Raw genomic sequence first — 26,525 nt, forward strand, 5'->3', positions numbered from 1 at the left:
CTCAAATAAAGTGTTTTTCAAAAACCAGTTTAATGGAAGGTTATAGCGATCCCTGCCTAGCCTTATACAGTTTACAGTTTTAAGTGTTCCCTTGACTCCTGACTTTAAACATCTGGCATAGGGATGACACGCAGAAATTTCACAATTTCGCCCCTGATTTCTATACCAATCAGATAATTATCCAGGGTGAAGCGGTGAAAAATGCCTTCGTTATCAAGCTGTCGTAGTTCTTGTAAATCACTCAACTGCCACTTTTGGGCCAATTCAATAAAGACAAAATCATGCACCCGCTCGTAGGCGGCAGGTTCTAAATTTTTCAGGTCTAGCAAAAAAGACCTTGCATAGCGCATTTCTAGACTCACTAGGCGTTACCTTAACCAAAACTTGAGGGGCCACTGGCACAAGAGAGGGGCCACTGGCACAAGAAAAGAAAGCGCTGCTGAATTAAAAAAACATCAACAGTCTTACCGCTTCTTCATGGGTTAAAATATCCCACGGTTGCTGCGATCGCTTTACTTGTTGTATCGCTTTGAGCATATAAAAGTCATAATGTAAAGCTTCGAGAACGTTCCAAATCTCTTGCAAGTCGTCATCGCCTAACTGCTCGATTAAATGATGCATTCTAAGACGTAGCAAATTCATACGTCAATTATTCCCTACAACCCAACACCAACAATAAATAGTATTCCCATAAAATTAGCTCCGCTCAAGCTACGCTAAAATTTATTCGCCAAGCGTTGAGGGGTAGGGGGATGAGGGAGATGAGGGAGATGAGGGAGATGAGGGAGATGAGGGAGATGAGGGAGATGAGGGAGTTTTGAGCGGGGAATCTCGCTTTTTTACTCGGAACTGTTTTGCCTAACTCCTAACTCCTAACTCCTAACTCCTAACTCCTAACTCCTAACTCCTAACTCCTAACTCCTAACTCCTAACTCCTAACTCCTAACTCCCTAAACATGGTTGACTATCTAATTTTCTTAGCAATTTCTACAGCAATTTTCGCTCTATTCGCACTAGGACTCAATTTACAGTGGGGCTTTACGGGGTTAATTAACTTTGGTCATATTGCTTTCATGACTCTGGGAGCATATACAACCGTATTGTTAAGCCTAAAGGGTTTGCCCCTACTGATATCGGCTGTAGCTGGGGCAATTGTCGCCGCCTTGTTGGGTTTGATAATTGGTTTTGCAACTCTCCGCTTGCGGGAAGATTATCTGTCGATTGTCACTATTGGCACAGGAGAATTAATTCGTTTGGTGGTAAATAACCAGGAATTACCTGTGGGTGATACCTGGATTTCTGGGGCGTTTGGTGTGCAAAGTTATCCCATACCCCTATCAACAGAGCCGAATTTGTTTGTCAGATTAGCGATGATTGGGTTGTTAACGCTACTAACTGCTGTAACTTTATTTACATTATGGCGATGGATTCGCACCACCCAAATATCTCGGACTACTGATTTAGGTAAAAGGACAACTAGCAAGCAAGAATTCGCATCCCGTTTGGGTGTAGGAATTGTATTAGCAATTTTGGCAGCAGCAATTTATATTTCTGGGGTAATCGGACTGTATAACTACAATCCAAAAGCGGGTTTAATGCTAGTATTACTGCTGGTTTTAGCATTTGTATACTGGCGGTTAGAAATTTTGGTGCGATCGCCTTGGGGTAGAATTCTCAAAGCCATCCGCGAAGATGAAGAAATTCCCAAGGCGCTGGGAAAAAATGTTTTTTGGTATAAATTACAATCTCTCATGCTGGGAGGTGCGATCGCGGGTATCGCTGGTGCTTTCTTTGCTTGGCAATTGGGCGCTATTTACCCTGATAATTTTCAACCCCAAATCACCTTTGATACTTGGATTATGGTGATTTTAGGCGGTTCTGGGAACAATGTTGGCACAATCTTAGGTGCGGTAATTTTCTTTGCTTACGATGCACTAACGCGGGAAGTCTTACCTAGAATCGTTCCCCTTGATGAAGCCCGTTTGGGTGCATTTCGGATCATGGTAATCGGACTAATTTTGATGGTACTCATGATTTGGCGTCCTCAAGGTATCTTAGGGAAAAAGGAGGAACTCACCCTTGGTAAATAACTATTCATCCCCACTTCCCCTTTTGGTAGCCACTGGACTTTCTAAAAGCTTTGGTGGTGTCAAAGCAGTCAATGAAGCGAAAATCGAAGTTGCCAAAGGCAGCATTACGGGCTTGATTGGCCCCAATGGTGCTGGTAAAACCACTTTATTTAACTTACTCTCAAACTTCATCCGCCCAGATAAGGGACGAGTGATTTTTGATGGCGAACCGATTCACAATTTGCAACCATATCAAATCGCCCAGCAGGGAGTAATCCGCACTTTTCAGGTTGCACGCACCCTTTCGCGGTTGTCTGTTTTAGAAAATATGCTGCTGGCGGCGCAAAAACAAACGGGTGAAAATTTTTGGCAAGTGCAGTTGCAACCGCACATTGTCGCTAAGGAAGAAACGCAACTCCAAGAACGGGCAATGTTCCTATTAGAATCAGTGGGTTTAGCAAAAAAAGCACACGATTATGCTGGTTGCTTGTCTGGTGGGCAACGTAAGCTGCTGGAAATGGGACGGGCGCTGATGACTAATCCCAAATTAATTTTGTTGGATGAACCGGCGGCTGGGGTGAATCCGAGATTGATTGATGATATTTGCGATCGCATTATCACTTGGAACCGCCAAGAAGGCATGACCTTTCTGATTATCGAACACAATATGGATGTGGTTATGTCCTTGTGCGATCGCGTTTGGGTACTTGCGGAAGGGCAAAATTTGGCTGACGGTACACCCGCAGAAATTCAAACCAATCCCAAAGTTTTAGAAGCTTATTTGGGAAAATAAACTCAATGCCAAAATAATTTGGCTAAGAACCAGAAGCATGAAATATACAATATTAATTCAATGGTCAAATGAAGATCAATGTTATGTAGTTTCATTACCTGATTTACCGGATATTATGCAGCCTTGTACTCATGGAGACACTTATGAGGAGGCTTTGAAAAATGCTCAGGAAGTCTTAGAAATGTTAATCGAATCTTACTTAGAAGATGGTCAGCCTTTACCAGAACCACAAACATTAGATAAGGCTCGTGTTAAACCAATTCGCAATTCGCTTTTTCGCCCATGACGCTACGCACAGTCGCTAACGCTGCGAAGAGAGCAATTACGTTTTGTGTTAGCGAAGCGTTAGCGAGTCTGCGAGCGTCCGGGGATTTAGCTTAGGCTTCAATTCGCGCTGCCTATATTGCTGGGGACTTAAACCCCCAAAGTTCGTTAAAATCGAGTCAAAATATTAATGGAAAAAGCTTTTTATGTCAATGATGACAGTCAGAGATTTAGAGCAAGTCCAAACCGCTTTTACCGAAGCGGGTTTAGATTACCAGCTGGAACTCGAAAATGGGAAAATTTCAATCATGGGCCCGTCAGATATTGTATCCAGCGAAATTAGTAGTCGTCTCATCGCTTTTCTGTTTGCTTGGATAAATCCTCGTCGCTGGGGAAGAGTATTTGATTCCGCAGGCGGTTTCATTATGCCAGATACAAACCTCAAAGCACCCGATGTTTCCTTTGTTCGTGCTTCCCGACTTCTCCAAAGTCCTCGTTACTTTGGAGAACTTGTCCCTGACTTGGTGGTAGAAATTAAATCTCAGAGCGATAAAATTAAACTTATAGCAGCCAAAATACTTAAATTTATAGAACTAGGAGCGATCGTCGGCATTCTGATTGATCCTGATGAAGAGACAGTTACAATTTATCGCTCTACAGGCGAACCTACAGTTTTAGAAAATGGCCATATTTTAACGATACCAGAACTGTTTCCCGGTTGGGAATTGCCCATTACTGAATTGTGGCCTCCGATCTTTACCGAGGGAGAAACACAAATTTAGTGAAGAACTTTGGTCACGACTGAACCGTATTATCACTTTGAACCACCAAGACGGGATGACCTTTCTGATTCGCTGCTAGAAAAAGGGTTTGTGCTTAGTACAACATTTCATTAATTCGTAGCAAATTCTCTGCAAACCTTTGCGCTTCCCTTTGCGTTCCTACCCTGCGGGAAGGCGAGGCGCCTATGCGTTTAAATTTCTCAGTCGTCTAAAGACGACTTTCGCTATTAGACTGGTGAATTCATTCTGAGGCGGACTAGATGAGAATGGAATAGCCCTGGGGGGTTAGGGGGGATCTAAATAAAAGTGCCTAAAGTCACAGCGAAACAGTTTTAAAACATCCTCTTACTCTAGCAAAATAATTTTATTCTTCGTTATTCGCTGCAAAACTTACTTGCTCATAAAGGTCGCGCAATTCAATTTGAAAATCAACTGTTTGCAGTGATAAAGTTGCAGATTCATGCTCAAGTTCAGTAAATGACCATTGATTTTCCGCAATTTTTAGATACTGCATCACATGATATTGATATTGGTCAATTAAAATATATTCCTTGAATTCCGCAATAGAGCGATAATAAAGAAACTTGTCGCCTTGATCATAATTGTTAGTAGATTTAGATAAAACTTCAGCAATTAACATCGGGTTCATAACCGTTATTGTCCTGGTTCCTGTATAAATAGGTTGTCCCTCAATCACCATTACATCGGGATACGTATGCTGGCGATAACGAGGTATCCACATACGTACATCAACCATATAAACATTATAATTTTGACGCCTTAAAGCAATTTTTAAGGATGCAGCTAAATTCAAAGCAATTTTATGATGATTTTTAGTGCCACCCGTCATCGGTATAATTTCTCCATCACGGTATTCGCTTTTATATTCCGCTTTCTCCTCCATTTCTAAATACTCTTCAGGCGTGTAATAGAATTTTTGTGTTTCTAACTGCATAAAAATACAACCTATGATTGTGCGGCTAAAACTTATGGTTATATCACCATTTTAAAGTGCGATCTGAAGTTAGTCCGCACACGGCATCAAATCCAATTATGTAGAACTCGTATTTTTTTTTTAAAATTAGTACGCCCCCAAAAGACTTCTTCCCGGATTTCTCACCAGATCTCTCAAAGCCTACCCTTGTGTTCTTGAGTAGGGGAGAGTTCTTTCCCCTCTGCTCCTCTACCCCTTCTTCTCCTCAAGCTTGTGAGAAATAGGGATTCTTCCCCACTCCCCAGTACAGACGCGATGTTTCTCGCCTCTTTTCCTACTCTCTGTCTACAGGGCTATTTCATTCTAGACATAAACCACCCGGAACTGAAGTTCCTCTCTTATAGCTAAACTCCGTTAAAACGGACTTAGGACTTACGCAATAACTCTCTGAAACTCCTATTTCTTGGCGTACTTGGCGTACTTGGCGGTTCGTTTTTTCATGATTTTGCGTAAGTCCTAGAACTAAAACTTTTTCTCAGTCGTCTTGAGACGACTTTCGCTATTAGACTCAGAATTCATTCTGAGGCCGGCTAGATGAGAATGAAATAGCTCTGCTTTGTCTATGGCGCTTGCGCACCACGGAAATAATTTCAAGAATCAAAGCGGACTGCTATAGATTTTATGAGTATTTGGGAATACTAAGCCATGAAAGCTCACACCAGATATCAGATTTAGGATATCTTAAAGGCTCACTTATGAAAAATATTGCTGACTCAATAATCATCGGAATCATCCTCCTTGGACTTTGCAGTTGCACCTCAGCCAAACCGACTGATTTGACAAATTCTAATCAAGTTGTTAGCCAATCTGATTCTCAACCCAAAACAGTTATCAAAATTAGTAGTTCTAGTTCAACGATAACTGTTTTAAAACTTTTAGCACAAGCATATCAATCCCAAAATAAAACTGTCAAAATTGAGTTTATTTCCAATAGCCAATCTGAAGGAGCGATCGCAGCCCTAAAAAACGATATCATTGATATCGCTGGTAGCAGTAAAAAACTCAAACCAGAAGAAGATAACGGTAAAATTCAATATCGTGAAATTGCACAAGATTTGTTAATTGTCGCCACTAATAATAGTGTTAAAGGTGTTACCAACTTATCAACCAAGCAATTAAAAGCAATTTACAAAGGTGACATTACAAATTGGCGAGAATTAGGCGGTGCTGATGCAGACATTGTAGTGTTGGATAGACCCGAAGATGAGTCAGCGAAAAAGTTATTGCGAAAATATTATTTAGGAGAAGAGAAGACTACAGCTAAAGCCGTGGTTTTAAACAAAGAAGGAGAATTGATGGAAGCTTTACAAAATACTCCTAATTCCATCGGCACTTTTTCTTTAGCATCTTCCCTCATAAATAAATTGCCTGTCAATCGTCTCAGTCTCAATGGTGTTGCTCCCGAAAGACAAAACTTCGCCAGTGGTCAATACCAAATGGTGCGTCACATAGGTATTATCTGGAACAAAACACCTTCAGCACCTACTAAGAATTTTATTGATTTTATCTTTAGCAATGAAGGTAAAAAACTACTACAAAATAATGGCTTAGTTCCTGGTAAATAAATTGAATCTGCCATGCAAAAATTTTTCAGGAAGCTGAAACTTAGCCAAAAGATTGTTCTCCCACTGCTTGCAGTTTGTTTGAGCGTATTCATGCTGGGCTTAGTGGTGCTAGGAAATTGGTTTACCAATAGTTTGCAGCAGAATCTTCGCCAAGAAATCGGAATGTTTGCTGAACGAGTTTCTGAAGATATTCAGTACGAACAGCAAACCTTAGAAACTGAAATCGAACTGATCGCTAATCGAGAGATGCTGAATCAGGCTGTGAAACAGGGTGATCAAAGTTTGCTTTTGCAAATATTACTACCACTTAAATCTATTTTGAAATTGGATTGGATTAAGGTAATTGATACTCAGAGTAATGTACTCGTAGATTTACGAAATAACTCCTTGAGCCAAGCCAAATTATTAGACAGAGTAGTTACTAATACAGCTAGTAAAGGGGCAAATTTAGGCGATTTGGTAGATGTAGAAGGCCAGCAACAAGTTCTCCAAGTGGTAACAAATGGGATCAAATCATCAGCAGGACTTTTAGGAGGAATCATCATCGGCAAATTAGTAGACAATGCCCTACTGCAAAAAATTGCTGCGGGTTCCTCTAAACACCTGATTATCCACAGAGAAAATCGTGTATTTGCAGCAACTTTGTTGATAGCAGCCAAGGAGAGAAATTGGCAATTTCCTGCTCCTGATTTGCCTCCTACACGAATCTCTATTGACAACAAAAACTATTTAGGCAAAACTATCGTATTTCCAGGAGCAAGTCATTCTTTAAAAACTACAGTTTTGTATCCTATCTCGCTGCTAGAGCTTGAACAATGGAAGTTATGGAAGCATTTAGGACTGCTGTTTTTGTTGGGAAGCAGTATTGTGGCAGTTATTGGATTTTTAATTGCGCGAACAATTACTCGTTACCTCAAAGTTGTCACACAGGTTGCACAACGAGTCACCCAAGAATCTAATTTTGATCTCCAAGCTCCCGTAATCACTGAAGATGAGGTTGGAATCTTAGCTATTTCTTTTAACCAGTTAATTCAACAGGTAAAGCAACTGCTAGCAGAACAATATGAAGCGAACCAAAAGCTAGAGTTTTACAGCGAAACACTAGAAGGAAAAATAGAAGAGCGAACCCAAGCACTGCGACAAAAAAATATCGCTCTCAAGGATACTTTAGAGGAACTCAGACGTACCCAATCCCAATTAATCCACAACGAAAAAATGTCTTCTTTGGGGCAATTGGTTGCTGGTATTGCTCATGAAATCAACAACCCAGTGAATTTCATCTACGGTAATCTCAAGTACACTGATGATTATACTCAAGAGTTGCTGTCGTTACTTCAACTTTATCAAAAGTATTACCCCTACCCAGAACCAGAAATTCAAAATGCTCAACAACAAGCCGATATTGAATATTTAACAGATGATTTGCCGAAAATGTTGGCTTCCATGAAGATTGGAGCCAATCGCATCCGGGAAATTGTGCTTAGTTTAAGAATTTTTTCTCGTTTGGATGAAGCCGAGTTTAAAACTGCTGATATACATGAAGGGATTGACAGCACCCTGTTAATTTTACAACACCGTCTCAAATCCCAAAAGGTAGACGCAAAGCGGGTTGTCGATAGACATCGCCCTCAAATCACAGTGATTAAAGATTATTGTGAAATACCTAAAATTCAGTGCTTTGCAGGACAATTGAATCAGGTATTTATGAATATCTTGGCAAATGCTATCGATGCTTTAGAAGAGGCTTTTGAAAAGGGCCTTTGTCCAGAACCGATAATTCGTATTTTTTCAGATCAGGTGAATGAAAATGTCGTTGTTCGTATTGCTGATAATGGCACAGGAATTCCAGAAACAATCCAGTCACATCTATTTGACCCCTTTTTCACCACAAAACCTGTTGGCAAAGGTACGGGCATGGGATTGTCAATTAGCTACCAAATAATTACTGAAAAACACGGTGGCTCCTTACGCTGCATTTCATCACCGGGACAGGGTGCAGAGTTTGTAATTACAATCCCCATTCGATAGATGATTTTGCACAATAGTTCGATAAAACTTCTTTTTCTAATCTTCATTATTTTCTGCAAAATTGACTTGCTCATAAAGGTTGTGCAATCCAATTTGAAAATCAATCGTTTGCAGTGATAAAGTTGCAGATTCATCTTCAAGTTCAGTAAATGACCATTGATTTTCCGCAGTTTTGACATACTGCATCACATGATACTCATATTGGTTAATTAAAATATATTCCCTGAATTCGGGAATAGAGCGATAATAAAGAAACTTATCGCCTTGGTCATAATTTTTAGTCGATTTAGATAAAACTTCAGCAATTAATATCGGGTTCATAACTGTTGTTGTACTGGTTCCTGTATAAATAGGTTCTCCCTCAATCACCATCACATCGGGATACGTGTGCTGCCGATAACGGGGTATCCATAAACGTACATCACCAATATAAACATCATAATTATTGCCTCTCAAACCAAACTTCAAATAAGCATAAAAGTTGCCTGAAATTTTATTATGATTTGTAGTGCCACCCGTCATCGGTACAATTTCTCCATTACGATATTCGCTTTTATATTCTGCCTTTTCTTCAATTTCTAAATACTCTTCAGGTGTGTAGTAAAATTTTTGTGTTTCTAACGGCATAAAATACAACCTATGATGTGCTGTTATTGTGCGGCTGATTTTTTTTTATTTATTATAGCGTTTCCTAGTCTGCTGAGGTACAAATCTCTGCGTACCTCTGCGCTTTACTTTGCGTCCATTTGCGTTTAAAAATATTATTTGTACCTCACGTAACTGGGAATTGCTATACCATTTTAAAGTGCTATCTAAAGTTAGTCAGCTACAAGTTTTATGTGAATTGTCCTAAACTATGAGAATATCGAAGAGTGGAGGCGTAGCATTATGGTAATCACTCCTAATACCGCATCTGAGGTCATCTACCCCGAAAGCGACGGACAACCAATGGCGGAGAATACCAAGCAATTTCGCTGGATAGTAACTATTAAAGAAAATTTAGAAATTTTATTTGCATCCCAACTAGATGTATTCATCGCTGGAGATTTATTTTGGTATCCAGTTGCAGGCAACCCTAACATCAAACAAGCACCTGATACTCTGGTAGTGTTTGGTAGACCCAAAGTAGATAGGGGTTCTTACAAGCAATTTGAAGAAGATAATATTCCGCCACAAGTGGTGTTTGAAATATTATCTCCTGGTAATACAACTAAAGAAATGGCACATAAACTCCTGTTTTATCAACGTTATGGAGTTGAAGAATATTACATTTACGACCCAGACCGAAATGAATTAACAGGGTTTGTGCGCTCAGAAGATTGGTTGCAAGAAATCAACCAGATTCATGGTTGGATAAGTCCCCGTTTGGGAATCCGCTTTGAACTCACCCCACAAACTCTAGAAATATATCGCCTTGATGGATATAAATTTCTTACACCCGTTGAGCTTGACCAAGTACGTACACAAGAACGTCAACGCGCTGAACAAGAACGTCAAGCCAAAGAAGTAGCTCTCCAACAACTTGAGGAAGAACGCCAACGATATCAAGATTTATTGACACGACTGCAAGAACGGGGAATTAACCCAGAACAACTGTTGTGAAACATCTTTCATACCTATGTTGTACGCCAATAAACCCCATTCTCTCGTTGCATTAACTTATAGCCAATCAACTCTCGTCGCAGAGTGGCGCAGTCGGGATGGTAGCGTTTGAGAATGTCATTTAGCAGAGGTTCAGGATAGTTGATTCCCACTTCAAATTGGTTTACTAACCACTTGAGAATTACTAAACGTTTTTTGCGACTAGCGGGGATTTCCTTCAGAGATTCACCCTCGAAATAATTTTTCAACACTTTGCTTTCCCAAGCCTCAGTATCCACATCCTCAATCAAAGATGCTATTTTCTCAGGTGTGAAAATTTCCTTACTGATGCTTTGCAAAGCCTCGCTATCCAATTGATACAGGTGACTATTACCCTCCGGGCGCATTGTCACCAAATTTAGTTCCTTAAGTTTGGCTAAATGATGGGATACCGTCGGTTCTTTGAGTTGCAGTAGCACCGCCAATTCTTCAACGCTGCACTCCTGATTCGCTAGGATACCTACAATCTTCAATCGGCTATCATCCGCTAATGCCTTGAAAAAGCGCAGTAAGATGTTAAATTGCTCTGGTTGCATAACTAACTTCTAATTAGATATCTATCTAATTAGAAGTATATCTAATTGAAAAGCTCAGATCCCCAACTTCTCACAAAAGCTGAGGATTTTGTTGTTCAATTTAACTAAATTGTTCCTCTGCATCGAGGTTGAACAGCATTTGCAGAGTTTGCATACAGCGCCGTCTGGCTTCCACATCTTGCTGCGATCGCAATTGCACCATTGGGTCATGTAAAATTTTATTGACAATTCCCCGTGTTAATGCTTCAATAACCTCTTGGTGTTTTTCGGCAAATTCCGAACCCAATCTCGACAAAGCTTTTTCTAACTCTTGTTCGCGGATGGTTTCGACTTTATTTCGCAGACAGCTAATAGTGGTAACAGTTTCTAAACTGCGCCACCAAATATCAAAAGCTTCCACTTCTTCTTCTAAAAGTCTTTCGGCTTCCTGTGCAATCTTCCGACGGCTTTCGTAGTTTTGTGCTACTACTGCTTTCAAATCATCGACATTGAAAGCTTGTACATTTTCTAATTCATTTACATCCGCATGAACATTACGCGGCACAGAAATATCAAATAACATTAAAGAGCGCTGAACTTCTAAAACCATTTCTAATTTGGCACGATCAAGTATTGGCTCTGTTGCCGAAGTACTTGTAAACACCAAATCACTATCGGCAATTACAGTCATCATTTCCGATAGCGGATGAATTTGGATCAGTTGTTGGGGGAACTGCTTTGCTAATTCTTGGGCGCGATCGCGAGAGCGATTTACAATACTAATTTGCACAGCACCTTTAGAAAGTAAGTGCTGCACCAGCAGGCGCGACATTTTACCAGCACCTAAAATTACCACTCGGCAAGCTGCTAAATTTGCCACTTTTATCTGGGCTAATTCCACAGCTGCCGAACTGATAGAGACAGCGCCAGTACCAATACTAGTTTCAGTGCGAACCCGCTTCCCAGCTGTCAGCGCTTGTTTAAATAACCGATTCAAAATGGTTTTTATACCGTTATATTGCTGCCCCAGTTTGTGAGTAGTCTTCACCTGAGCCAGAATTTGACCTTCTCCAAGTACCAGACTATCTAAACCACCTGCTACCCGCATCACGTGCATGACTGCATCATCATGTAGCAGCATAAACAAGTGTTGTCGCAGAGAAAGAACGGGTAATTTACTGTGTTCCGCAAGAAACTGCGTTACTTCCCGAATACCTTGGTCTGCTTCACTGGTGACAATGTAAATTTCCAGGCGGTTACAAGTGCTAAGAATTGCAACTTCGTCAATATGGGGATAGCTGGCCAGTTGAGCGATCGCACTTTCTATTTGTGGTTCGGGAATACTCAGTTTTTCCCGGACTTCTACTGGGGCTGTTTTATGGCTTAACCCCACCACTGCTATATTCATTTGCTAAATCGTAGTTACTAAGTAAGTTGGCGTGAAAAAATCAACGTATGTTACGAAACGTAAATAGCCTTAAAATCTTTACTAGTGACCAATGACAAAGGACAAATGACAGCCTTAGCCAGTTAGCTTTAATTGCCCCGACCTACTTAGTTGGTAGTTGGCAATCTGGCATTGAGTGAGAATAGGGAATGGGGAATTTTTGTTTATTGATTGGTAGTTTTTCCCGGCAACAAACAATAACTAATCACTAAATACTAACTACTAACTAGTGTAGGGATGAAGCCTTTTGGGAAATTTTTTCCGTTTTGGAGAAAAATTTATTTCCCAATAGACATTTGGTGAAATTAAATATGCGTTACCCAGAACCTTTGTAGAGACGTAGCACTGCTACGTCAAAACAATTCATTTTCACTCCTATGTCTAATACTTCAACCCTACTTTAACCATTCCCCATTCCCTAAAAATTAGTTCAGTTGGAGAGTCTTGGGTTCACCAAACATATGAATTGTATCAACAAATCGAGCAGTTTTCGACTGGTTGGAAATTACCAAGCTTTGAGTTCTTGCTCCACCGCTAAAGAAACGCACACCTTGCATCAGATTACCGCTGGTAATGCCGCAAGCAGCGAACAGAACAGTTTTACCAGATGCCAGTTCATGAGCATCATAGACCTTATCGGCATCATTGATATTCATAGACTTTAAACGATCAAGGTTAGCTTCCCTGCTTTCTCCAATCAGGCCTGTTTTAACTATTGCCGGATCGTAGATCAGTTGACCTTGGAAGTGTCCACCTAAAGCACGCATTGCTGCTGCCGAGATTACACCTTCAGGAGCCGCACCGATACCCATCAGCCCGTGGATATTAGTTCCAGCAAAACCACAGCTTATGGCTGCACCAACATCACCATCGGAAATTAGTTGTACTCTCGCTCCAGCCTCACGGATTTCTTTAATTAAATCATTGTGGCGTTCGCGCTTCATGACTATAATTACAAGTTCTTCAATCGAGCGCTCTAAACACTCAGCCAGAATCTTCAGGTTTTCCGTTGCCGACTTGTTGATGTCTACCTTACCCTTAGCTGCGGGAGGTGCTGCTAACTTCTTCATGTAAAAGTCAGGAGCAGCAAATAATCCCCCTTTTTCAGAAATTGCCAAGACAGCCATCGAGCCAGGTTGTCCATATGCTACCAAGTTCGTACCTTCACAGGGGTCAACGGCGATATCAATTTCAACTAGTTCATCAGGATTACAGAGAGCTTCGGCATTTGGTTGAGTACAAATACCAACTTCTTCCCCGATGTATAACATAGGTGCGTTGTCGCGTTCGCCTTCCCCAATCACAATGCGACCCCGCATATAGATTTTATTCATCCGCTCCCGCATAGCTTCCACTGCTACTTGGTCAGCAATGTCTTTTTCGCCTTTGCCCATCCACTTCGAGGATGCGATCGCGGCTTGCTCTACTACTTCAATAATCTCTAACCCAAGTGTATTTTCCACAGAGTCTGCCCTCTCAGCTGCTTGAATTTCCGTCGTTTCATAGTTTTCAAGTCTACCAAAGGGCGGATACACGTGGAGGAAAGTTAAGTTTTGCTGCTAACTCGTTAGAAAAGTGCCAGTTAGCACATCCTTATTTTTCAGTCATACTACTCCAGTAGAAAACGTGTTCAAATATTTGTCACAGTACATATCTAGAACATTGCTTTTCTTAAGTATCTATCTTCAGGTATAAAATAATAAATAAAAAAGCTGGTAAATTCACTAAAAACGAGGCGCAAAAGTCAAGACCTTGTCAAATTAAGAGGTGAATCGTGTTTATCGACTACATCACACTAATGTTGATCAATATGGTAGCTGGGTTATTTCTACTGGCTGACTATGTGTATCGTGGTATAGATACTTCTAACCAAAGGCCGTGGATTCCGGGATTTGGGATTACAGGCGCGATCGCACTAACAACTGGTTTGCACATGAGCTTCACCTGGCCAGTAATCGGTAGCTTTAATATTGCCTTCGGTGAAACAAGTGTCTTATTTGGAATCTTGTTTGTTGCAGCAGCGATCGCCCTGGCTCAAGGTTGGGATTTATTGACAATAGCAGTTTACGGCTTCTTTGCTGGTTTAGCTGCGATCGTGGTCGGTATCCGCATCATCAACTTGAATTTGACAAAGCAACCGCTTTTATCAGGAATCGGCTTTATTCTAACTGGATTAGGTGGTATTTTTGCAGCGCCAACCCTCTATTGGAAAACCAACAGAACTTGGCGGCTAATTGGCGTAGCAGTGCTGATAGTAGCCGCTCTAATTTGGGCATTGACTGGATATTTGGCTTACTGGAATCATTTAGAGGGTTTCCAAAAGTGGGTTCCAGCACCGATGCGGTAAGCAATGATCTAGGCTAGAGACATAGTTAAAACCTTGCTTAAGAAAATATGCTGGACTTTCTTAATCCTTTCTTAAATCGCCATCCAGAGCGAGTCAAAGCCAACGTCGAACTTTACACATGGCAAACTTGTCCTTACTGCATTCGTGCCAAAATGCTGTTGTGGTGGAAAGGTGTAAACTTTACCGAATATAAAATCGACGGCGACGAAGCAGCCAGAGCTAAAATGGCAGAACGCGCAAACGGACGCCGTACTGTACCGCAAATTTTTATTAATAACCAGCACATTGGCGGCTGTGATGACCTCTATCAACTAGACAGACAAAGTCAACTCGATCCCCTTTTAGCCCAAACCGCTATTTAGCTTCAGATTTCTAGTCCTTGTCATTACCCCCATTTTTGTAACACTTAAAGTATTCCAGTGACGCACATCCCGCCTAGAACTTAAGTTCTAGGCTAATAGCTAAAGTCCACTCAAGTGGACTGAAATTCTTGTTTAGTCCTCTTGAGAGGACTTTAGCTATTAGCCTTGGAATTCTATTCCGAGGCGGGATAACAGCGAAGCGGGGATTGTCAAATGTAGGTAATGACAAGACTTCTAGTCTGCGGTCTATATACTTTTACTTGCTTGTAGATGGTGTCTCACTCGTCCAAAAGCAAGCATAATTTTAAAATTTTTATATTGATAAGTATATGTTAACTCAATACACAGAATATCTTATACATCAACAATGGATGAATTATGCCCTAGAATTAGCAAAATCAGCAGGTGATGCAGGTGAAGTCCCTGTAGGTGCTGTTATCATTGATTCAACAGGCAAATTGCTGGCACAAGGAGAAAACAGAAAAGAGCGTGACAAAGACCCTACCGCTCATGCGGAAATTCTTGCTATCAAGACAGCTGCAACAACTTTACAAAATTGGCATCTTAATGAATGCACCCTCTACGTCACTCTCGAACCTTGCCCGATGTGTGCAGGTGCTATTGTACAAGCGCGTCTAAAAGTACTTGTATATGGAGTAGACGATACCAAAACTGGAGCCATTCGTACAGTTATTAACATACCCGATAGCTCTGCTTCTAATCACCGTCTCCAGGTAATGGGAGGCATTCTAGAGTCGGCTTGTCGTGAACAATTACAGGCTTGGTTTGCTACTAGGCGGCGTAAGGGAAACTAGCAGACAGAGGTAAAACTGTCCATCTAGTACGACACAAGTCACGCAAGAGAATCTACGGTGTAACTAATCAGACTTTTCGTTAAATTTTACGCGTCAATCAGCGGCATTCGTCATGATGGAATTTTACTCTTCATCCGATACCTGCCAGCAGACACCAGCAAATCCTGAAGTGGCCCCCACTACCTCAAGGGTTTCTCCTTGGTTAAGTCCTGTGGCATATTTATTAGGGCGTCACTGCCTATTACCATTATTCTTTGGACAAATTAGAATAACCGGACAAAAAAATATCCCTACAACTGGGCCTGTAATCTTCGCGCCTACCCATCGGGCGCGTTGGGATGCATTGCTCATACCCTACGCTACCTCTAATTGTCGGAGAGAACAAGACCTGCGGTTCATGGTGACTATTGATGAATGCCAAGGTTTGCAAGGCTGGTTTGTCCAACGTTTGGGGGGGTTTCCTGTAAATTCTAAGCATCCGTCAATCCGCACACTGCGACATGGAGTTGAGCTACTTCGCCAGCAAAAGACTCTGGTAATCTTTCCAGAAGGGAACATTTTTCGTGATGGTCAAGTTCACCAGTTGAAAGCGGGAATTGCTCGTCTTGCTTTGAGTTCTGAATCTAGTCATTCTGGGCTGGGAGTGAAAATTATACCCATAGGCATTAATTACAGCCAACCTTATCCAAATTGGGGTACAGATGTGAGTATTGACATTGGCTCCCCAATTAGAGTAACGGATTACATGAGTGGCTGTATAAAACAAGATGCCAAAAACATCACAGCTGATTTAGCAAAGGCACTGCAACAATTAAGCCATCAAGAAACAAAAATTACCAATCACGCATTTGCAGAAATTACTAATTCTTGATATAGGACTCCGATTTGATTTCTGAAAACATACTTGATTCCGGTTCCCCCCTTAAAAAGGGGGGTTAGGGGGGATCTAAAAGTGCCAAAGTCACAGCGAAACACTTTTCAAACATCCTCTCAAACGCACGCTCTATTTTTACTCAGATTATTGAAACTCCCGGTCTGTGCTTGTGCCCGACCATTTGCAATTAAGCCAGTAATTATATTTGCGAAAACGAAACCACCAGTGAGTCCGGCAATTTGACGACGAGAAAGATTATTAGACATTTTTTACTTCTAACCTCCTGCAATAGTTCAACTTTCTAGTCAAAATTTTCATTCTATAGAGCTTTTGCAAGCATCAGTAATTTAACATGATTTCAACAGGCTCATTGACAATAATTATTGAGATATATCCAGATTTTTCACAAAAAATCAAGCTATATTAAAGTCTAAAAACTAAAAAAATAACTGCAGTATACTCCAATACGCTTGGGTTAAGGCTAAAAACTAAAACTGGCGTAGGTGTAGGTTGGGTTGAGGAACGAAAGCCAACATTATCAAAGTTTTGTTGGGTAACCCTTAAGTAGGTCGGCGCAATTAAAGCTAACTGGCTAAGGCTGTCATTTGTCCTTTGTCAATTGGTCACTAGTAAAGATTTTAAGGCTATTTACGTTTCGTAACATACTTTCTTTGATTTTTTCGCGCCAACTTACTTACGCTCAACCCAACCTACTATTTTTCTTAACCCAACCGTATTGCGGTATACTCAACTTTCAAAAATAAAGTTTTAGTCTTACCTTGAGAAAACTACACTCTCAAATATCCAACCTAAGCTGAAATAATTATTGGGGAAGAAAGCCGGTAGCCGTAAGGACAGACAGTTGGGAACTCAATTAAGCGGATTTTCAGTCTAAATCAGAGATACTTAGGATGTGGCTTTGCTTTGTCCAAGACCAAAACAGAGTTAAGATACCCGAAGTTTCCATAACTTTTTTATATAGTTGTCGCACTAATTGATCCCATGAACACTGCTGCCACTGTTACCTTGATGCACCGTACTGTTTTATCAGTCATAGCAGTCATCAGCCTGCTATCACCTGTGAATGCTCAGGTATCACAGTCACCAAGCACTACTAGCCCACAACCCATTGACCCCAACGATCCTAACAATCTTCGCCCCATAACCCAAAGTAACAGCCTTTTGAGTATTGAAGGCGGCGATCGCCTCGTGAAAGATGCAGAACAAGCCGTTTCTGCTCAAAACTACCCCTTAGCTGCCAAGAAACTGCAAGAAGCACGTCAGGTTTATAATCAGCTATCTAATTTTTATCAAGAATTAAACGCTAGCTTTTCGGGAATTGACAATAGAGTTTCTGATTCTCAGCGCCAAAAGGCTCTATTAACGGCCCAAAAGCGAGATGAAGCCACCTTTCAGTTAGCATTGGTACATCGGGCACAAAATCAGCCAGAATTAGCTGTACCGTTGTTGGTTCAAATAATTAAGAGTCAAAACCCAACGCGGGATTTAGGCAAGAAAGCGTACAAACAGTTGTTTGAGTTGGGTTTTGTTGATTCTCCCTATCCCAGAGAAGGTGCTAATTCATCTTCCTCATCCCCAAAAAAATAAATTAAATTTTTGTTGCCTGTTTTTCCCTAACTCCATCTCCCTAAGCGATCGCTTGGAACGCTCCAGTGCTAAAATAGGGCTATCCGCCGTGGCCTTGACCCAGCCTGATCAAAAATACACCTCAAAGGCGTGTTTATCTACAGCCTTGGCGAAACCTGAACTTGGCACAGGTATTTGCTCTATATCTGTTAATAATAGAAAAGTAAGTTTTTTCAGGAATTGCGATGATTAGTCCGCAGCAGGTTGAGGCAATGATCAAGGCGGAACTGCCAGACGCCCAGGTTCAGGTGCAAGACTTGACTGGTGGCGGCGACCACTATCAGGTGACAGTAGTTTCATCGGACTTTGCAGGTAAAGGACTAGTGCAACAGCACCAGTTAGTTTATGGTGCGTTGGGTCAAGCTATGTCAACTGAAGCGATTCATGCCTTGGCGGTGAAAACATACACTCCCGAAGCTTGGCAAGCAACAGCAAGTTCCTAAAGTTAGGAGTTAGAAGTTAGAAGTTAGGAGTTATGAATTTTTAACTCCTCACTCTTGACTCGATCAATGCAACATAGGAAACATAAATACCATGACACCAGAACTCAAAGATAAAATTGATAGCTTGCTACAACAGAACAAGATTTTAGTTTTCATGAAGGGAAACAAGTTAATGCCCCAATGTGGTTTCTCCAACAACGTTGTGCAGATTCTCAATACTTTAGGAGTTCCCTTCGAGACGGTTGACGTTCTATCCGACTCTGAAATCCGTCAGGGAATTAAAGAATACTCTAACTGGCCGACCATTCCACAAGTGTATATCAATGGTGAATTTCTTGGCGGTTCTGACATTTTGATTGAACTGTACCAAAAAGGTGAATTGCAGGAAAAGGTAGAAGTAGCACTAGCTTCTTAACTATAGCGGTTCTCGAATGGAAGCAATACACTTTGACCTCTCTCCTTTTAGGAGAGAGGCTTTAAATCAGTGAACAGTTAATAGTTATCAGTGATCACAGTAACTCTCTCGGTGATTTGACAACGACACCAAACACGCCATGCCAGAGATATGGGAGATTCTAACTCAATACAGAAAAATTAACTGATAACTGATAACTGTTGAATCTTACTCCCCAACGCTAGTAGGGAAGGGGCTGGGGGTTAGGTCTGTATTGCACTCAATCGAGAAGCGCTATAATTCCTAATTCGTAATGGGCTACGCCCCGCTTCTCTACGCGAGCGCTAAGGTAATTCCTAATTTTTGGGTTCACTTCCCCAGATTTTGGAGGCGCACTTTTTTATAGCTAGCCAACAATCCTCCAGTCCCATTGGCTTTGCCAATGGGACTGGAGGATGGGTTTAATCAATACAATTTAAATCTCCAAAATCTCACACCACGACAACCTGTTGACCAATACAGATAATATGTTATAGTTATCTGCGGTAATTAACAGTTACTATTAATGACCAGGTAAATGGTAGTTAGTAGTAATCGGGTTGTGGCTGTGGTTGCGGCACTGCAAAGTTTGAGCCATCGTACAAGTAGCGGCTGGCTTCCTCTTCTAGGCGATGAATCAGAAAAGGTTCAATGACATTGCTCTGTCGCAGTGCGGCTAGATATCCATCCAAATACATCCGCATATCATCCGTGCGATAACCGCGATTCCATAACTCGACAAAGGCATCGGTAAGTCTTTGGTAATAGCGGATGGTTTGTGTGTCTTGGAGCATAACTGCTGTATTAATCTCTTTGGAATGAGAATTGTAAATGATTGGCGCTCAAATGTGAACTGTAATTTCACTTTGGCATCAACTTAAAGTAAACACATCTACTTTGGGTAGTACCCTCATATCAGCTACAATCTACTTTAATCCTATTCCAGAAAACATCGATTCTAGTTAGGTGCTAACTTATTTTTCTGATTTTCATATTCTACAGCCCAATTGTATTGACGTTATGTTCCTGGATGTGGGCACTGATTTTTGCGAAAAAAATCTACTTTTACCATCAGGTTGAAAGGCTCCTGTATTAACGGTTAGCCGGTTGGGTTATGGATATTTGCCGCACTACAACCCATCTCAATGGGAATGTTAAGCTAAAAGAACTTTTGATCAGTCTAACAATATTTTCGAGAAATTTAATAAAAATTTAATAAGATTTCTAATCGCCTTTCTGCAAGGCATAAATTAAAGATATTGCCACGCTTTTGATGAGGAAATGTAAAGCTGGTAGCAGTTGAAGTAACAAAGGCTACAAAACCTTAGAGATGGGCTTGTTACTTTGAAAGTCATCAGACGCTAAGGGGTCTTGCCACCGTGGGTTCGGTTTGTATAGAAATCATTGAGGGGAATCCCCATCTGAGGTCATTGTTGGGTTGGCACTTGCAACAACTGGAATACCGTGTGCATCAAGCTGCCAGCATTTATCAAGCAAGGGAAGTATTTTTAAGCCATCAACCAACACTGGTTATTTTAGATGCAGACCTACCTGATGGTGATGGCATTGAGTTTTGTCGTTGGTTGCATCGTCAGCAGCAGCCTCTAATTTTAATGCTATCTGCCCGTAATACTGAAGCTGATATCGTTGCAGGTTTAAAGGCGGGTGCAGATGATTACCTGAGTAAACCTTTTGGGATGCAAGAGTTTTTGGCACGGGTAGAGGCACTGATTCGCCGTCAGCGCACACCTACTGCACCAGCTTATTTGGATTATGGCACTTTGCAAATCGATTTAGTTCAGCGCCGCGTCCGCTTCCAAGGGGAGTTCATCGACTTAACGCCCCAGGAATTCAGTTTGCTGTATGTTTTAGCACAAGCTGGGGGGGTGCCTCTGAGTAGGTCGGAATTGCTGCGTCGTGCTTGGCCTGATGCTATCGATAATCCTCGTACCATTGATACTCACGTTTTATCACTGCGGAAAAAGGTTGAACTTGATCCCCGACAACCTAATTTGATTCAAACTATCCGCAATGTTGGATACCGTTTTAACATGGAAATTTTGAATACCAATATTTCACAGTCACAAACAACAAAGTTAGCTAGAGAGAGATTTAATAATCAACGTTCAACACTTACTAGTAGTCAAGTGTGATGGCGAATTGGGAATTAGACACCTCCGAATGTAGAGACGTAGCAGTGCTACGTCTCTACAAGAGTTCTGGGTAACGCATATTTAATTTCACTCCTATGTCTATTGGGAAGTAAGATAATAAGTAGGTTGGCGCAATTAAAGCTAACTGGCTAAGGCTGTCCTTTGTCATTGGTCACTAGTAAAAATTTTAAGGCTATTTATGTTTCTTAACATACTTTAATTTTTTCGCGCCAACTTACTTAACTCTTGACTTCTATCTTCTGACCAATCCAAAATTTAAAATCCAAAATCATCGTGAGCTTCTGCTTGAATTAAGCTTTCTCGTAATTCAAGCCAGTTTATCTCAGAGACTGCTTGATTTGCTAATAAATGACCTTGTTGCAGGTGTAATAACCGGGTGCAAAACACCTGGGCTAGTTCCAGTTGGTGATTTACCATCAGAATCGTGGTTTGATCAGTTTGACTCAACTGGGTTAAGACTTGCATTAGATGAAAAGCCGTACCAGCATCTAGGGCAGAGGTTGGCTCGTCTAATAATAATATTTTAGGCTGGGTGACCAAGGCACGAGCGATCGCTACTAGTTGTCTTTGTCCAGCAGAAAGTTGTACCTCTGTTCGCCCTAACCATTCACTGGGAATGTGCAGTTGTTCTGTCCAGTGACTGACTCGTTGCTGAATTGTCTGTTTGGGCAAACCACGCAAAACTAAAGGATAAGCCAAGGCTTGCTCAACTGTCATCCCCAACAGTTTTGATTCTTGCAATACAAGGGTGATCATCTGGCGTAGCTGGATGACAGGAATTTGGCCATATTCTTGATTTTCTAAATAGAGTTTACCACTCGTGGGTTCAATTAGGCGGTTGAGGAGTTGTAATAACGAAGTTTTCCCAGCGCCTACTGGCCCTACAATGGCAATGCGTTCGCTCTGGAATACTTCTAAAGAAATATCCTGCAATATGGCATATCCTTGCTGATTGCCGGGAAGTTGGGTTTTCAGCCTGGTAAATAGATTAACTTGCTCTAGCCTGAGTGTGGCTTTTGCTGTATTCAAGAGAGTGGGGGGATGAGGGGGATGAGGGGGATGAGGGGGATGAGGGGGATGAGGGGGATGAGGGGGATGAGGGGGATGAGGGGGATGAATTAATAACTAATGCCCAATGCCCCATTATTAGATTAATTGTGTGGTAGTTAAGGCTGTAGCGATCGCCCAGCCATCGACTAATAGTAGCAGCAGAGTGAATCCCAGTAAAATCAGGTACATCCACGGCTGTGCTAAAGGGCGAACATCTGTAGTATCAATGCCCGTCTTTGCTTGCACAATTTCCAGGAAACGGGCAAATCCAGCTACACGCATTGGTAGTAAATAAGCTTTCCCATCCTGGCTGAGGAAGTAATAAACTAGCCCTCCTTGACCAGTGGTGCGGGGTTTTAACTCTTTCACCTCTGACCAAGGTAAAAACCAGCCTTTACGAAAAAAGCCAGGTATCCAGGCGGGGTAAGTAACCTGAATTCCGTCGTCATCTACCATTACTTGTTCAGTTAATACCCCATACAAGGCCACTAAGCCAATGCTAATCCCTATCCACAATAATGTTGGGGGTACGGGTGCAGCTGTTACCTGCGATAAAAAGGGTAATGGGACTGTGAGTGCTATGTATAGACTCAGCAACGTTACCCTAATCAAAGGAGACAGACGAAAAACAGAAGCTGATATATTGGCTGAGTTTGCTGTCACGGCTCAATTACAATGTTTTTCTTCATTGTACGGTAGGTCTATGTCTTAGCTGGACTGTTGAAAAGGGGTTAGGTCTATTTGCTCCCCCTGTACCTCACCAGATTGAAAATGGCTATAATTACTAATTCTTTAGGGTAAATACTTTTGCACTACAATCCAACCAGTGAGGGATACCCAGGCAAATCCTAGAAATAAAATAATATTTACGCCGATGTGTAAGGGTCTAGCCCAAGGTTGGATGGGACTAATTTGCGTCGCACTGAAAGCAGACAGTAAAACTAATGCTACCACTATCAATCCAGCGATTAGGTGTGATGAGTGACCGAGAGAGCCAAAGTGCCCTAAAGTGCCAACAATGCCGATCGCTAGCAGTAGTAGCACTAAACTTACCATACTGATGCCCATTGTATAGTGGAGCGATCGCACACCTTTATTTCCGCCCATAAATGGGGTAATAAAAGGGAATTGCTGCGAAGTTCTCGCCCGAAACATCCAAATACCGGTGACTGCTAACATCAGATATGCCAGCAGGGACAGCCCCATCGACCAGGCGGCTATTTTCCACAACCAAAGAAATGAAGGCAGATTCATAAGAATGATTGTAGATGAGAGTGGGAGACTGTGGAAGATGAGGGAGCAGGCGAAGAAGAACTATTAATATTGATCCATGCCAAATGACCAATACTTCGACTCGCTTAAGAGCGGGACGCTACGCGAACGACTGCGCTCAGGGCGAGTCGCTCAGTACAAGTGACCAATGACAAATGACAAATGACAAATGACCAATGACAAATGACTAACACATAAAAAGGGCTGCTGAATTAGCAACCCTTAAATTTAGTAAAATTGTTTTTTTTAATCAACCGATGCTAAACCAAGGATTTGCAAGGGTTTTGTAGTATCTCCGATTTTTGTATTAATTTGCTGCACCATTAGTTTGGTATTAAAAGGGTCTTTTTCATCTAATGAGTCTGTATCAAACTCATAAACGCTGGGTTCATCGAGCATCAGGCGATCGCACGGAATCTTATCGGATAAAATTGCACTTGCCATCATCCCTGTATGAATCTCCACTTGGCCTTTTCGCGGAGCTTCAAAGACTAAACGTTGTCCAGGAAAAACAACCCTTTCAAAATACCAGTTGGGAATATTGGAGATGCGAGCTACCTGTATTTTGCTCGTGGCATTTATGTAGCAGCAGAGAATTTTTCCCGATTGCTCAGGTGGTAGAGGATCTAATATTTGAGCCATAACTGCTGAGGAGCTTTACGCCACAATTTTACATTACACTACCCAAGCCTAGCACTCACTGATCCCCAGTTGCTGTAACTGTGAATACCAACTGTGTCTTTGGAGATTATTTCTTTCTAAAGATATATTTTTACTTGTGAAAACTTTGTAATTATTTGTGGCGTTTTCGGAATTATACACTATACACAAAAATTTTTAATATTTTTTCTTTATGTAAGTAAACTGGCATAAATAAACAAACTTATGTTACGAAACGTAAATAGGCTTAAAATCCTTACTAATCATCTCTACAAGGGTTCTGGGTAACGCATATTTAATTTCTACCAGATGTCTAATAAACAATGACTTAAGACAAATGACAGCCCTTACCAGTTAGCTTTAATTGCGCCGACCTACTTAAAAGCTTTAATTCTCTTAAGGCAGATCAGACGACGATCCCCTTGCTTTTCGCCTAGGGAGGAAGTGAGTTTTGCCGTTTTATCTATCCCAGAATTAATAGGCTGGGATCATCGCTTAATGAATAAACTCAATGTTATGGTAAAGCTATATGAAAAATATCTTCATAAAGCCTATCTATAAATTCTATGTATGTTTTATGCATAGCAATTTTTGCGTTTCCGGCAATTGCTAACACTAGTTTTCTCATTACCAGCAATCAAGTGAAATGTCAAGCGCGATCGCGATAATTAAAATCGAATAAAACAAGGACATATTTTAAAACTGGATATTTTTCTCGCTTTCTCTAAAGATCGGCAAGATGGAAGTCAAAACACAAATGATGGAAAATCGAATTCTTTACGTTCGCCTTCCTTGTAACCCCATCTTTCCTATTGGGGTTGTCTACCTGAGCGATCATGTCCATAAGCAGTTTCCTAATATTGAACAGCGCATCTTTGATTTAGGAACAGTGCCACCTTTAGACTACAATTCTGCTCTGGATCGCTGTATCGATGAATTTAAACCGACACTGCTAGTATTTTCTTGGCGGGATATTCAAATTTATGCCCCAGTTGGTGGACGTGGTGGCAACCCACTACAAAACGCCTTTGAATTTTACTACGCGAAGAATCCTCTGTTGAAACTACGTGGCGGATTGGGCGGTTTACGAATCTTCATCGCTTACTATGTAGAGTTATGGCGAAACCAGGGCTTAATTAAACGCGGTTTAAAGCGTGCCCAAAAATATAATTCTAATGCCCGTGTAGTTGTCGGTGGTGGTGCAGTCAGCGTATTTTACGAACAATTGGGTAAAAGCTTACCCCAAGGAACAATTATTTCTGTGGGTGAAGGGGAAACCCTGCTGGAAAAACTTTTAAGCGGTAGAGATTTTCGAGATGAACGCTGTTATGTTGCGGGAGAAACTCAACCACGGAAACGGCTTATTCACGAACAACCCACCCCACTAGAAAAGACAGCTTGTAACTACGACTATATCGAAACCATTTGGCCAGAATTTAACTTTTACCTCCAAGAAGAAGACTTTTATATAGGTGTACAAACTAAACGTGGTTGTCCCCACAACTGTTGTTATTGCGTCTACACTGTTGTCGAAGGGAAACAAGTACGCATCAACCCAGCAGATGAAGTAGTTGCTGAGATGCGCCAATTATACGATCGCGGCATTCGCAATTTTTGGTTTACCGATGCCCAATTCATCCCCGCACGAAAATTTATCGACGATGCCATAGAACTCTTGCAAAAAATCGTCGATTCTGGTATGACAGATATCCACTGGGCAGCATATATCAGAGCCGACAATTTAACACCCCAGTTGTGCGACTTGATGGCGAAAACCGGGATGAACTACTTTGAAATCGGTATTACCAGTGGTTCTCAAGAACTCGTCCGGAAAATGCGGATGGGGTATAACCTGCGAACCGTCTTGCAAAACTGCCGTGACTTAAAAGCAGCCGGTTTCAACGACTTAGTTTCCGTCAACTACTCCTTTAACGTCATTGACGAACGTCCCGAAACCATCCGTCAAACCATCGCCTACCACCGCGAACTAGAACGGATTTTTGGAGCTGATAAAGTCGAACCTGCCATCTTCTTTATTGGCCTGCAACCCCATACCCATTTAGAAGAATACGCTTTCAAAGAAGGCATCCTCAAACCAGGATACGATCCAATGAGCTTGATGCCGTGGACAGCCAAAAAACTTCTCTGGAATCCCGAACCCCTTGGTTCATTCTTCGGCGAAGTCTGCTTGCAAGCTTGGCAACAAAACCCCAACGACTTCGGACGCGAAGTCATGAAAATTTTAGAAGAAAAGCTGGGTTGTGCCGACTTAGAAGCAGCACTTTCCGCACCAATAGAGACGAAAGAAAAACAGTTAGCAGGTGTATCCTAGAAAACACAACTTCTGAAT

At 41.5% G+C, this 26,525-nt stretch carries 30 protein-coding genes; 16 read left to right on the forward strand and 14 right to left on the reverse strand.

The genetic code is table 11. The annotated features are described in order from the left end of the window. Positions 1–104 precede the first annotated feature (104 nt). Together LC605_RS00680 and LC605_RS00685 are read right to left on the reverse strand one after the other, a co-directional pair. Positions 105–362 carry a cytotoxic translational repressor of toxin-antitoxin stability system gene (locus LC605_RS00680; RefSeq protein WP_229545658.1) on the reverse strand — a complete coding sequence of 86 codons (258 nt, stop codon included), beginning with the start codon at positions 360–362 and terminating at the stop codon, positions 105–107. Positions 363–444: 82 nt separating this feature from the next. Then, on the reverse strand, positions 445–642 hold the full coding sequence (locus tag LC605_RS00685) for a hypothetical protein (RefSeq protein ID WP_229545659.1): 198 nt from the start codon (positions 640–642) through the stop codon (positions 445–447). A gap of 314 nt (positions 643–956) precedes the next feature. On the opposite strand from LC605_RS00685, the gene LC605_RS00690 reads away from it, so the two are divergent. From LC605_RS00690 to LC605_RS00705, 4 genes are all read left to right on the forward strand, one after another. Then, on the forward strand, positions 957–2,090 hold the full coding sequence (locus tag LC605_RS00690) for a branched-chain amino acid ABC transporter permease (protein WP_229545660.1): 1,134 nt from the start codon (positions 957–959) through the stop codon (positions 2,088–2,090). Then, complete coding sequence (locus LC605_RS00695) at positions 2,080–2,862, forward strand: ABC transporter ATP-binding protein (protein ID WP_229545661.1); 783 nt, start codon at positions 2,080–2,082, stop codon at positions 2,860–2,862. The genes LC605_RS00690 and LC605_RS00695 overlap by 11 nt, the downstream gene beginning before the upstream one ends. A gap of 37 nt (positions 2,863–2,899) precedes the next feature. Continuing rightward, positions 2,900–3,148, forward strand: coding sequence for a type II toxin-antitoxin system HicB family antitoxin (locus tag LC605_RS00700; RefSeq protein WP_229545662.1), 249 nt, complete (start codon positions 2,900–2,902; stop codon positions 3,146–3,148). 184 nt (positions 3,149–3,332) lie between these two features. Further along, a complete protein-coding gene (locus LC605_RS00705) occupies positions 3,333–3,908 on the forward strand; it encodes a Uma2 family endonuclease (protein ID WP_229545663.1) in 576 nt (191 codons plus the stop codon). A 364-nt stretch (positions 3,909–4,272) separates the two neighbouring features. Here LC605_RS00705 and LC605_RS00710 read toward each other — a convergent pair whose 3' ends face one another. Further along, the gene (locus LC605_RS00710) at positions 4,273–4,863 is read right to left on the reverse strand and encodes a Uma2 family endonuclease (protein ID WP_229545664.1); all 591 of its coding nucleotides are present in this window, start codon (positions 4,861–4,863) and stop codon (positions 4,273–4,275) included. 734 nt (positions 4,864–5,597) lie between these two features. On the opposite strand from LC605_RS00710, the gene LC605_RS00715 reads away from it, so the two are divergent. Both LC605_RS00715 and LC605_RS00720 read left to right on the forward strand, forming a co-directional pair. Continuing rightward, entirely contained in the window at positions 5,598–6,467 is an 870-nt protein-coding gene (locus tag LC605_RS00715; protein ID WP_229545665.1) for a substrate-binding domain-containing protein, read from the forward strand. Between the two features lie 12 nt (positions 6,468–6,479). Next, positions 6,480–8,495 carry an ATP-binding protein gene (locus LC605_RS00720; protein ID WP_229545666.1) on the forward strand — a complete coding sequence of 672 codons (2,016 nt, stop codon included), beginning with the start codon at positions 6,480–6,482 and terminating at the stop codon, positions 8,493–8,495. 36 nt (positions 8,496–8,531) lie between these two features. On the opposite strand, the gene LC605_RS00725 is transcribed toward LC605_RS00720, so the two are convergent. Next, positions 8,532–9,122 carry a Uma2 family endonuclease gene (locus LC605_RS00725; RefSeq protein ID WP_229545667.1) on the reverse strand — a complete coding sequence of 197 codons (591 nt, stop codon included), beginning with the start codon at positions 9,120–9,122 and terminating at the stop codon, positions 8,532–8,534. A gap of 261 nt (positions 9,123–9,383) precedes the next feature. Here LC605_RS00725 and LC605_RS00730 point away from each other — a divergent pair, with 261 nt between their 5' ends. Then, positions 9,384–10,097, forward strand: a complete 714-nt coding sequence (locus LC605_RS00730) for a Uma2 family endonuclease (RefSeq protein ID WP_229545668.1) — start codon at positions 9,384–9,386, stop codon at positions 10,095–10,097. A gap of 14 nt (positions 10,098–10,111) precedes the next feature. Here LC605_RS00730 and LC605_RS00735 read toward each other — a convergent pair whose 3' ends face one another. From LC605_RS00735 to glpX, 3 genes are all read right to left on the reverse strand, one after another. After that, positions 10,112–10,672, reverse strand: coding sequence for a metalloregulator ArsR/SmtB family transcription factor (locus LC605_RS00735; protein ID WP_229545669.1), 561 nt, complete (start codon positions 10,670–10,672; stop codon positions 10,112–10,114). A gap of 100 nt (positions 10,673–10,772) precedes the next feature. Continuing rightward, a complete protein-coding gene (locus tag LC605_RS00740) occupies positions 10,773–12,059 on the reverse strand; it encodes a glutamyl-tRNA reductase (protein ID WP_229545672.1) in 1,287 nt (428 codons plus the stop codon). Between the two features lie 464 nt (positions 12,060–12,523). Continuing rightward, entirely contained in the window at positions 12,524–13,561 is a 1,038-nt protein-coding gene (gene glpX, locus LC605_RS00745) for a class II fructose-bisphosphatase (RefSeq protein ID WP_229545674.1), read from the reverse strand. Positions 13,562–13,872: 311 nt separating this feature from the next. On the opposite strand from glpX, the gene LC605_RS00750 reads away from it, so the two are divergent. From LC605_RS00750 to LC605_RS00765, 4 genes are all read left to right on the forward strand, one after another. After that, the gene (locus LC605_RS00750; RefSeq protein ID WP_229545675.1) at positions 13,873–14,445 is read left to right on the forward strand and encodes a DUF981 family protein; all 573 of its coding nucleotides are present in this window, start codon (positions 13,873–13,875) and stop codon (positions 14,443–14,445) included. Between the two features lie 47 nt (positions 14,446–14,492). Beyond that, positions 14,493–14,807, forward strand: a complete 315-nt coding sequence (grxC, locus tag LC605_RS00755; protein ID WP_229545676.1) for a glutaredoxin 3 — start codon at positions 14,493–14,495, stop codon at positions 14,805–14,807. Positions 14,808–15,136: 329 nt separating this feature from the next. After that, complete coding sequence (gene tadA / locus LC605_RS00760; protein ID WP_229545677.1) at positions 15,137–15,622, forward strand: tRNA adenosine(34) deaminase TadA; 486 nt, start codon at positions 15,137–15,139, stop codon at positions 15,620–15,622. Positions 15,623–15,734: 112 nt separating this feature from the next. After that, on the forward strand, positions 15,735–16,493 hold the full coding sequence (locus LC605_RS00765; RefSeq protein WP_229545678.1) for a 1-acyl-sn-glycerol-3-phosphate acyltransferase: 759 nt from the start codon (positions 15,735–15,737) through the stop codon (positions 16,491–16,493). Positions 16,494–16,612: 119 nt separating this feature from the next. Here the strand turns inward: LC605_RS00765 and LC605_RS00770 are convergent, their stop codons facing one another. Then, complete coding sequence (locus LC605_RS00770; RefSeq protein WP_229545679.1) at positions 16,613–16,762, reverse strand: hypothetical protein; 150 nt, start codon at positions 16,760–16,762, stop codon at positions 16,613–16,615. Between the two features lie 736 nt (positions 16,763–17,498). Here LC605_RS00770 and LC605_RS00775 point away from each other — a divergent pair. The 3 genes from LC605_RS00775 to grxD all read left to right on the forward strand — a co-directional run bounded on the left by LC605_RS00775 (position 17,499) and on the right by grxD (position 19,001). Further along, on the forward strand, positions 17,499–18,104 hold the full coding sequence (locus LC605_RS00775; RefSeq protein WP_229545680.1) for a hypothetical protein: 606 nt from the start codon (positions 17,499–17,501) through the stop codon (positions 18,102–18,104). Positions 18,105–18,328: 224 nt separating this feature from the next. Then, complete coding sequence (locus LC605_RS00780) at positions 18,329–18,586, forward strand: BolA family protein (RefSeq protein WP_229545681.1); 258 nt, start codon at positions 18,329–18,331, stop codon at positions 18,584–18,586. Positions 18,587–18,677: 91 nt separating this feature from the next. After that, on the forward strand, positions 18,678–19,001 hold the full coding sequence (gene grxD / locus LC605_RS00785; protein WP_229545682.1) for a Grx4 family monothiol glutaredoxin: 324 nt from the start codon (positions 18,678–18,680) through the stop codon (positions 18,999–19,001). A gap of 563 nt (positions 19,002–19,564) precedes the next feature. Here the strand turns inward: grxD and LC605_RS00790 are convergent. Further along, positions 19,565–19,813 carry a DUF6761 family protein gene (locus LC605_RS00790; RefSeq protein ID WP_229545683.1) on the reverse strand — a complete coding sequence of 83 codons (249 nt, stop codon included), beginning with the start codon at positions 19,811–19,813 and terminating at the stop codon, positions 19,565–19,567. A gap of 585 nt (positions 19,814–20,398) precedes the next feature. Between LC605_RS00790 and LC605_RS00795 the strand changes: the two genes are divergently transcribed. Then, positions 20,399–21,172 carry a response regulator transcription factor gene (locus LC605_RS00795; RefSeq protein WP_229545684.1) on the forward strand — a complete coding sequence of 258 codons (774 nt, stop codon included), beginning with the start codon at positions 20,399–20,401 and terminating at the stop codon, positions 21,170–21,172. A gap of 276 nt (positions 21,173–21,448) precedes the next feature. On the opposite strand, the gene LC605_RS00800 is transcribed toward LC605_RS00795, so the two are convergent. The 5 genes from LC605_RS00800 to LC605_RS00820 all read right to left on the reverse strand — a co-directional run bounded on the left by LC605_RS00800 (position 21,449) and on the right by LC605_RS00820 (position 24,157). Beyond that, entirely contained in the window at positions 21,449–22,222 is a 774-nt protein-coding gene (locus tag LC605_RS00800; protein WP_229545685.1) for an ATP-binding cassette domain-containing protein, read from the reverse strand. Beyond that, positions 22,182–22,337, reverse strand: coding sequence for a hypothetical protein (locus LC605_RS00805; protein ID WP_229545686.1), 156 nt, complete (start codon positions 22,335–22,337; stop codon positions 22,182–22,184). Before LC605_RS00805 ends, LC605_RS00800 begins: the two co-directional genes overlap by 41 nt. Positions 22,338–22,339: 2 nt before the next feature. Beyond that, positions 22,340–22,906: a hypothetical protein gene (locus LC605_RS00810; protein WP_229545687.1), complete on the reverse strand. Its 567-nt coding sequence runs from the start codon at positions 22,904–22,906 to the stop codon at positions 22,340–22,342. A gap of 129 nt (positions 22,907–23,035) precedes the next feature. Then, positions 23,036–23,497: a DUF4079 domain-containing protein gene (locus LC605_RS00815; protein ID WP_229545688.1), complete on the reverse strand. Its 462-nt coding sequence runs from the start codon at positions 23,495–23,497 to the stop codon at positions 23,036–23,038. Between the two features lie 264 nt (positions 23,498–23,761). After that, positions 23,762–24,157: a DUF1830 domain-containing protein gene (locus LC605_RS00820; protein WP_229545689.1), complete on the reverse strand. Its 396-nt coding sequence runs from the start codon at positions 24,155–24,157 to the stop codon at positions 23,762–23,764. Between the two features lie 757 nt (positions 24,158–24,914). On the opposite strand from LC605_RS00820, the gene LC605_RS00825 reads away from it, so the two are divergent. Next, the gene (locus LC605_RS00825) at positions 24,915–26,507 is read left to right on the forward strand and encodes a photosystem II high light acclimation radical SAM protein (RefSeq protein WP_229545690.1); all 1,593 of its coding nucleotides are present in this window, start codon (positions 24,915–24,917) and stop codon (positions 26,505–26,507) included. Positions 26,508–26,525 lie beyond the last annotated feature (18 nt).

It is taken from the genome of Nostoc sp. CHAB 5836 (genome assembly GCF_020829445.1).
Taxonomy (GTDB): Bacteria; Cyanobacteriota; Cyanobacteriia; order Cyanobacteriales; family Nostocaceae; genus Nostoc.

Bases quoted from the DNA above. Each gene is read 5' to 3' on its own strand.
- LC605_RS00685 (WP_229545659.1), bottom strand. From the start codon at position 642: ATGAATTTGCTACGTCTTAGAATGCATCATTTAATCGAGCAGTTAGGC.
- LC605_RS00690 (WP_229545660.1), top strand. From the start codon at position 957: ATGGTTGACTATCTAATTTTCTTAGCAATTTCTACAGCAATTTTCGCT.
- LC605_RS00700 (WP_229545662.1), top strand. From the start codon at position 2,900: ATGAAATATACAATATTAATTCAATGGTCAAATGAAGATCAATGTTAT.
- LC605_RS00705 (WP_229545663.1), top strand. From the start codon at position 3,333: ATGTCAATGATGACAGTCAGAGATTTAGAGCAAGTCCAAACCGCTTTT.
- LC605_RS00710 (WP_229545664.1), bottom strand. From the start codon at position 4,863: ATGCAGTTAGAAACACAAAAATTCTATTACACGCCTGAAGAGTATTTA.
- LC605_RS00715 (WP_229545665.1), top strand. From the start codon at position 5,598: ATGAAAAATATTGCTGACTCAATAATCATCGGAATCATCCTCCTTGGA.
- LC605_RS00720 (WP_229545666.1), top strand. From the start codon at position 6,480: ATGCAAAAATTTTTCAGGAAGCTGAAACTTAGCCAAAAGATTGTTCTC.
- LC605_RS00725 (WP_229545667.1), bottom strand. From the start codon at position 9,122: ATGCCGTTAGAAACACAAAAATTTTACTACACACCTGAAGAGTATTTA.
- LC605_RS00730 (WP_229545668.1), top strand. From the start codon at position 9,384: ATGGTAATCACTCCTAATACCGCATCTGAGGTCATCTACCCCGAAAGC.
- LC605_RS00735 (WP_229545669.1), bottom strand. From the start codon at position 10,672: ATGCAACCAGAGCAATTTAACATCTTACTGCGCTTTTTCAAGGCATTA.
- LC605_RS00740 (WP_229545672.1), bottom strand. From the start codon at position 12,059: ATGAATATAGCAGTGGTGGGGTTAAGCCATAAAACAGCCCCAGTAGAA.
- grxC (WP_229545676.1), top strand. From the start codon at position 14,493: ATGCTGGACTTTCTTAATCCTTTCTTAAATCGCCATCCAGAGCGAGTC.
- tadA (WP_229545677.1), top strand. From the start codon at position 15,137: ATGTTAACTCAATACACAGAATATCTTATACATCAACAATGGATGAAT.
- LC605_RS00765 (WP_229545678.1), top strand. From the start codon at position 15,735: ATGATGGAATTTTACTCTTCATCCGATACCTGCCAGCAGACACCAGCA.
- LC605_RS00770 (WP_229545679.1), bottom strand. From the start codon at position 16,762: ATGTCTAATAATCTTTCTCGTCGTCAAATTGCCGGACTCACTGGTGGT.
- LC605_RS00775 (WP_229545680.1), top strand. From the start codon at position 17,499: ATGAACACTGCTGCCACTGTTACCTTGATGCACCGTACTGTTTTATCA.
- LC605_RS00780 (WP_229545681.1), top strand. From the start codon at position 18,329: ATGATTAGTCCGCAGCAGGTTGAGGCAATGATCAAGGCGGAACTGCCA.
- grxD (WP_229545682.1), top strand. From the start codon at position 18,678: ATGACACCAGAACTCAAAGATAAAATTGATAGCTTGCTACAACAGAAC.
- LC605_RS00790 (WP_229545683.1), bottom strand. From the start codon at position 19,813: ATGCTCCAAGACACACAAACCATCCGCTATTACCAAAGACTTACCGAT.
- LC605_RS00805 (WP_229545686.1), bottom strand. From the start codon at position 22,337: ATGGGGCATTGGGCATTAGTTATTAATTCATCCCCCTCATCCCCCTCA.
- LC605_RS00815 (WP_229545688.1), bottom strand. From the start codon at position 23,497: ATGAATCTGCCTTCATTTCTTTGGTTGTGGAAAATAGCCGCCTGGTCG.
- LC605_RS00820 (WP_229545689.1), bottom strand. From the start codon at position 24,157: ATGGCTCAAATATTAGATCCTCTACCACCTGAGCAATCGGGAAAAATT.
- LC605_RS00825 (WP_229545690.1), top strand. From the start codon at position 24,915: ATGGAAGTCAAAACACAAATGATGGAAAATCGAATTCTTTACGTTCGC.